7 protein-coding genes are annotated in these 4128 nt (G+C 52.7%); 3 read left to right on the forward strand and 4 right to left on the reverse strand.

Annotation, left to right across the window (positions count from 1 at the left end; translation table 11 throughout):
- The 3 genes from WBL42_RS03585 to WBL42_RS03595 all read right to left on the reverse strand — a co-directional run.
- Nucleotides 1-203, reverse strand: a 203-nt coding sequence (locus tag WBL42_RS03585) for a hypothetical protein (RefSeq protein ID WP_424719896.1), incomplete at its 3' end; no start/stop codon positions are given.
- 107 nt (nucleotides 204-310) lie between these two features.
- Nucleotides 311-1375, reverse strand: a complete 1065-nt coding sequence (locus tag WBL42_RS03590; protein WP_424719897.1) for an epoxyqueuosine reductase — start codon at nucleotides 1373-1375, stop codon at nucleotides 311-313.
- Between the two features lie 161 nt (nucleotides 1376-1536).
- Complete coding sequence (locus tag WBL42_RS03595; RefSeq protein ID WP_424719898.1) at nucleotides 1537-1941, reverse strand: pyridoxamine 5'-phosphate oxidase family protein; 405 nt, start codon at nucleotides 1939-1941, stop codon at nucleotides 1537-1539.
- 125 nt (nucleotides 1942-2066) lie between these two features.
- On the opposite strand from WBL42_RS03595, the gene WBL42_RS03600 reads away from it, so the two are divergent.
- The 3 genes from WBL42_RS03600 to WBL42_RS03610 all read left to right on the forward strand — a co-directional run bounded on the left by WBL42_RS03600 (nucleotide 2067) and on the right by WBL42_RS03610 (nucleotide 3599).
- A complete protein-coding gene (locus WBL42_RS03600; protein ID WP_424719899.1) occupies nucleotides 2067-2816 on the forward strand; it encodes an ArsR family transcriptional regulator in 750 nt (249 codons plus the stop codon).
- A 241-nt stretch (nucleotides 2817-3057) separates the two neighbouring features.
- Nucleotides 3058-3360 carry a DUF4258 domain-containing protein gene (locus WBL42_RS03605; RefSeq protein WP_424719900.1) on the forward strand — a complete coding sequence of 101 codons (303 nt, stop codon included), beginning with the start codon at nucleotides 3058-3060 and terminating at the stop codon, nucleotides 3358-3360.
- The gene (locus tag WBL42_RS03610) at nucleotides 3357-3599 is read left to right on the forward strand and encodes a type II toxin-antitoxin system MqsA family antitoxin (protein WP_424719901.1); all 243 of its coding nucleotides are present in this window, start codon (nucleotides 3357-3359) and stop codon (nucleotides 3597-3599) included. The genes WBL42_RS03605 and WBL42_RS03610 overlap by 4 nt, the downstream gene beginning before the upstream one ends.
- A 25-nt stretch (nucleotides 3600-3624) precedes the next feature.
- Here the strand turns inward: WBL42_RS03610 and WBL42_RS03615 are convergent, their stop codons facing one another.
- The gene (locus WBL42_RS03615) at nucleotides 3625-3810 is read right to left on the reverse strand and encodes a hypothetical protein (RefSeq protein WP_424719902.1); all 186 of its coding nucleotides are present in this window, start codon (nucleotides 3808-3810) and stop codon (nucleotides 3625-3627) included.
- Nucleotides 3811-4128 lie beyond the last annotated feature (318 nt).

A 4128-nucleotide genomic window follows, 5' to 3' on the forward strand; every position in this document is an offset into this window, starting at 1 on the left:
TTCCCTTTTCCTTCAATAATCCCGGGAATATTCTTCCCGGTCACGGTCGTCCGGCAATACCGGTCCATCTTTTCATAAGATGTCAGGCACTCCACGACCTCACTTTCTCCAATGCCCGGATGGACCGGCTCACTAGGAGCGGGCGACACCGCATCCCCGCCGGCGCCGGGGCTGTGGCCCGGGCCGGGGATCGCGTGGGGCACGGCCCGGGAGATTTGCGGGGCCGACGAGGCGAAGTGAAGATCAATGGGCAGAATTATCCGAAAAACACAATTCTACGGTTGCAGAAAATCGGGAAAAGAGTATGATATTATTGTTCCGAGAAATTGTCCGGCTCATACAAATACCGCCGGTCCGGTTCCATTGCAACAAGCCGCTTTTTTGCCTCCTCCGGAGATACTGCATGATAGGATCCGTCAGCATCCTGGACAATTACGCCACTGTCCATTACCATTCTGAACCGTTGCTTTCTTACTTCCGGATCCGGGTGGCAGACCAGCTGGCAGTGGGAACAGGAATAATCCAGGGAATACCCGGGCCTGAAAGAGATGTAAAAGAGGTGATCGTTGAGGGTCCGCTTCTGGTAGGCCGGCATAGCCTGCTCCATTGCGCGGGGCAGATCTTTATCATCATCAGGAATCGGGTACCGGGAAGCCGACCAGTTCGACCATTTCCCTGACCTGTCCAGTCCTGCGATCCCCCCGCAAACATACCCGCACCGCATATACAATCCCCGTTTTGCATAGGAGAATTCCCTATCTCCCAGCCGGACCGTTGTGATCTCATCGGGAGAAATAAATCCCGACGGGCAGACCGCACGGCAGAGCCGGCACCCGTTGCAGTAATTTTCCGATTCCGGGAGCGGTTCCGTAGGAGTAAGTTCCGCTTCGGTAACTACTGAACCGAAGATAATTGCAGAACCGTAGTCACGGGTGATCACATGCCCCGACCAGCCGAACCACCCGATGCCGGATCTAACCGCGAGATACCGGTGCGAGATGAGGAGTTTACGGTCGGAATACTTCGTATCCCCTTCATTGCGGTACTGGAAATTCGAGCAGACGGGGACGGATTTGTACCCCAGCTGGTTGAGAAAATTTGACATTTCAAGGGTGATACCGTTCGCAAGGGTAGTTGCCCGGATTTTATTGAGATTGTGCGCCTCGTGATTCTCTTTCTTCAAGTAGCGTTCGATCTTCTCCGGGTCCAGTGCAATCGCAAAACAGATCGCGGACTTCGCGGTCGGCAGAACGTAGGTAAGGTCAGCGGACGGGGGACCGCCGGCAAGGGTCGCAAGGGTTGCGATACCGGCAAGGTCAGCGCCGAGGTTCTTTGCCATCTCCGGCAATAATATACTCAGATCGGTTGATGCCATACGTTCTCCATTATTTTATTACGGGATGTGCAGGTCTGATATTTCCCGGGACGCCGGGAGACCAGGTACCTGGTACCAGGATTGTTCCGGGAGGACGGGCGAAACTTTTCCCATCACCAGGATCCGGTACCGGGTATTCACTAACCGGAACGTGAAAAAGGTTAAAGGATTTTACTGCCGGCTTTCGGGCCCGGCTGGCACTCGAAGACCTCGGTGATCTTCATGATAATAAGGGAACGTGCAGGCATGGCCGGGTTCTTTGCGTTGATCTTTGCCTTCATCGCATCGAAGTCCTTGCCACTCGTTTTTACCGACGCCTGCCCCTTGATCTGGAAACAGCCCTTGATCTCCGGACCCCAGATATAGAGCGCGATCTTCGGGTTTGCCGCAAGGTTCTCCAGCGACTTGTGCATGAAGTTGTCCGTGATCCAGATTGTGTCGTCGCTGATAAGTTCGACAACCCCGATGGGGACCACGTTTGGCGTACCGTCTTTCGATGCAGTCGCTACCGGAAATATCTTCATCTTGCCAAACGCTTCTTTCATCTCTGCAGTGAGTTTCACCATAGTAACCGGATAATCTTTGTTAAGTTATGAATATATACATGAGCGTTAGAAAAATATACAAAATAATCCCGATACAGAAAAATGACCCGCTTCATCATAATCAGGCACGATAAAGAGAGGAGAATATGGGAGCACCGGCAGGGACACTGAACGAGATCCGCGAACTGAAGGCGGAGATCTCCGGGCTCCGCACGGACCTGCAGCGGTTCGTTGAGCGGGCGAATCAGCAGCACGTGGATACAGTACTTGGAGGGATCAGGAAAGAGTACGCCGGGGCATGTGCGGACCAGCAACTCGGTACTGCCAAAGCCGATCTCTCCGCCCGGATGGCGGAGGGCTGCCCCATGAGGACAACCTGTTACGGGGTCTTCACGGAATTCCTGGGAAACTCCACCCGGCACATTACCGAGGGTACGGTCTCGGAAGACCTGATCAAATCCTATCGCGAGAAGATGACGGCATTAAGGAAGCGGGCAAAGAAAGAGGAGTGTCCCACCTGCTTCAACGAGCTTGGCCGGCTCTTCGAGAATCAGGTAGGTCTGATGCGGACGCTGGGAATGTACCGTGAGGCGGGCGGGACTATCGGAGATATAGATTCTGTCCCCGATGATGCGGTAGTGAAGGATCTGCTCGAACCCGTGGCGAGCCTCCCGCGGTTCCAGATCCTCAGGTCACTTTCCACCGGCACGAGAACATTTTCGGATATCTCCCAGCTGACCGGGCTCCGGGGCGGCAACCTGCTCTTCCATATCCGGAAACTGACGGATGCCGGCATGATCCTCCAGCGGCATGAGCGCGGGGATTATATCATCACGGACAAGGGATTCAGAACGTTCTCAGCAATTGCGGAGCTGTACCGGCTGGTAAAGGTGTAAAATTCCGGTACGGTTGCAGCGCCGGGGCTGTGGCCTGGGCCGGTGGGGCGAGGGGCACGACACCGGGAGATCGAGAGGCCGACGAGGCGGGGTGAAAATCGCGAAGGCGGAACCCGGAGTGCGATGTAGCAGGTAATCCCCTGAAGATAAATTCCGGATTATTTTCACACCCCGGTACCACATTATAAAAAGCTGAACATCCGGTTTAAAATAAGGGGAACCTGATGCGAGGTGCAGAAAAATGAGCGAGAAAAAATATCCGGTATACCTTAAGCTGACATTCCGCATCCATGCATTACGCCAGATGTTCCAGCGGAGAATATCAGATTCCGATATTCGTGAACTGCTCGGACTTGGAACTATTATAGAGGAATATCCTGATGATGTTCCCTATCCCAGTTTTCTTATCTCGGGAATGGTGAACAGTCGCCCGCTCCACGTGGTAATGGCATACAATAATGTAGATCGTGAAGCAATTGTTATCACAGCATACGAACCAGACCCGGATTCATGGTCTGATAATTTTACGCGGAGGAGATCATGAAATGCGTAATCTGTAAACACGGCGAAACCAAAGAGGGCACGACCACGGTCACGTTTGACCGTGACGGGATGACCCTTGTCGTGAAAGATGTTCCTGCCCAGATCTGCACGAACTGTGGGGAGGATTATGTGGACGAGCATGTTGCCCACGAGATTCTTACTATCGCAGAACGCATGGCAAAGAGCGGGGCACAGGTTGATGTACGCCGGTACGTTCCCGGCTCTGCCATGCCGTGCTGATATAATTTTTTTCAAATGAATCATTTTACCGGTCCATCTTTTCATCCGGTGTCAGGCATTCCGCGAGCCACACTTTTTCCAAAGCAAGAACGGCCCGGCTCACTGCTGAGCGGGCAATACCGTATGTCTTCGCAAGTTCTGTGGGAGTTTGCGGCCTGAGAAGACCTTTGAGTACTTGTCTCCTCACGCTCCCCCGAGTAACAAAACTCACGAGATTGTACATTAAAGAAATATGGAAAAATAGACGTATGAATTGGTGTTACACATGTGTAACACATTTTTTCAATCCCCCCCCTCGAGATTTGTATTGGTGCCTGGTGAAAATAAATCGAATAAAAATAGGATGTGAAAAAAATCCGGAGTGGCTTCCCCCGGCTATAAACTTTTGTTCCGAAATGGAACATTGTCACTCCCAAGGGACTTCACCGGACACCATATCGGGAGATTCTTCGTCGGGATCCCCCACTTTTTAGGAGGGCGCCAAACCGGGCCCGTAAAAGGCTCCGTTTTGGTCATTTTTGGGATAGAC

Source organism: Methanoregula sp. (assembly GCF_049686655.1).
Classification (GTDB): Archaea; Halobacteriota; Methanomicrobia; order Methanomicrobiales; family Methanospirillaceae; genus Methanoregula.

Coding starts and splice junctions, on each gene's coding strand:
- WBL42_RS03590 (WP_424719897.1), bottom strand. CDS start 1,375: ATGGCATCAACCGATCTGAGTATATTATTGCCGGAGATGGCAAAGAAC.
- WBL42_RS03595 (WP_424719898.1), bottom strand. CDS start 1,941: ATGGTGAAACTCACTGCAGAGATGAAAGAAGCGTTTGGCAAGATGAAG.
- WBL42_RS03600 (WP_424719899.1), top strand. CDS start 2,067: ATGGGAGCACCGGCAGGGACACTGAACGAGATCCGCGAACTGAAGGCG.
- WBL42_RS03605 (WP_424719900.1), top strand. CDS start 3,058: ATGAGCGAGAAAAAATATCCGGTATACCTTAAGCTGACATTCCGCATC.
- WBL42_RS03610 (WP_424719901.1), top strand. CDS start 3,357: ATGAAATGCGTAATCTGTAAACACGGCGAAACCAAAGAGGGCACGACC.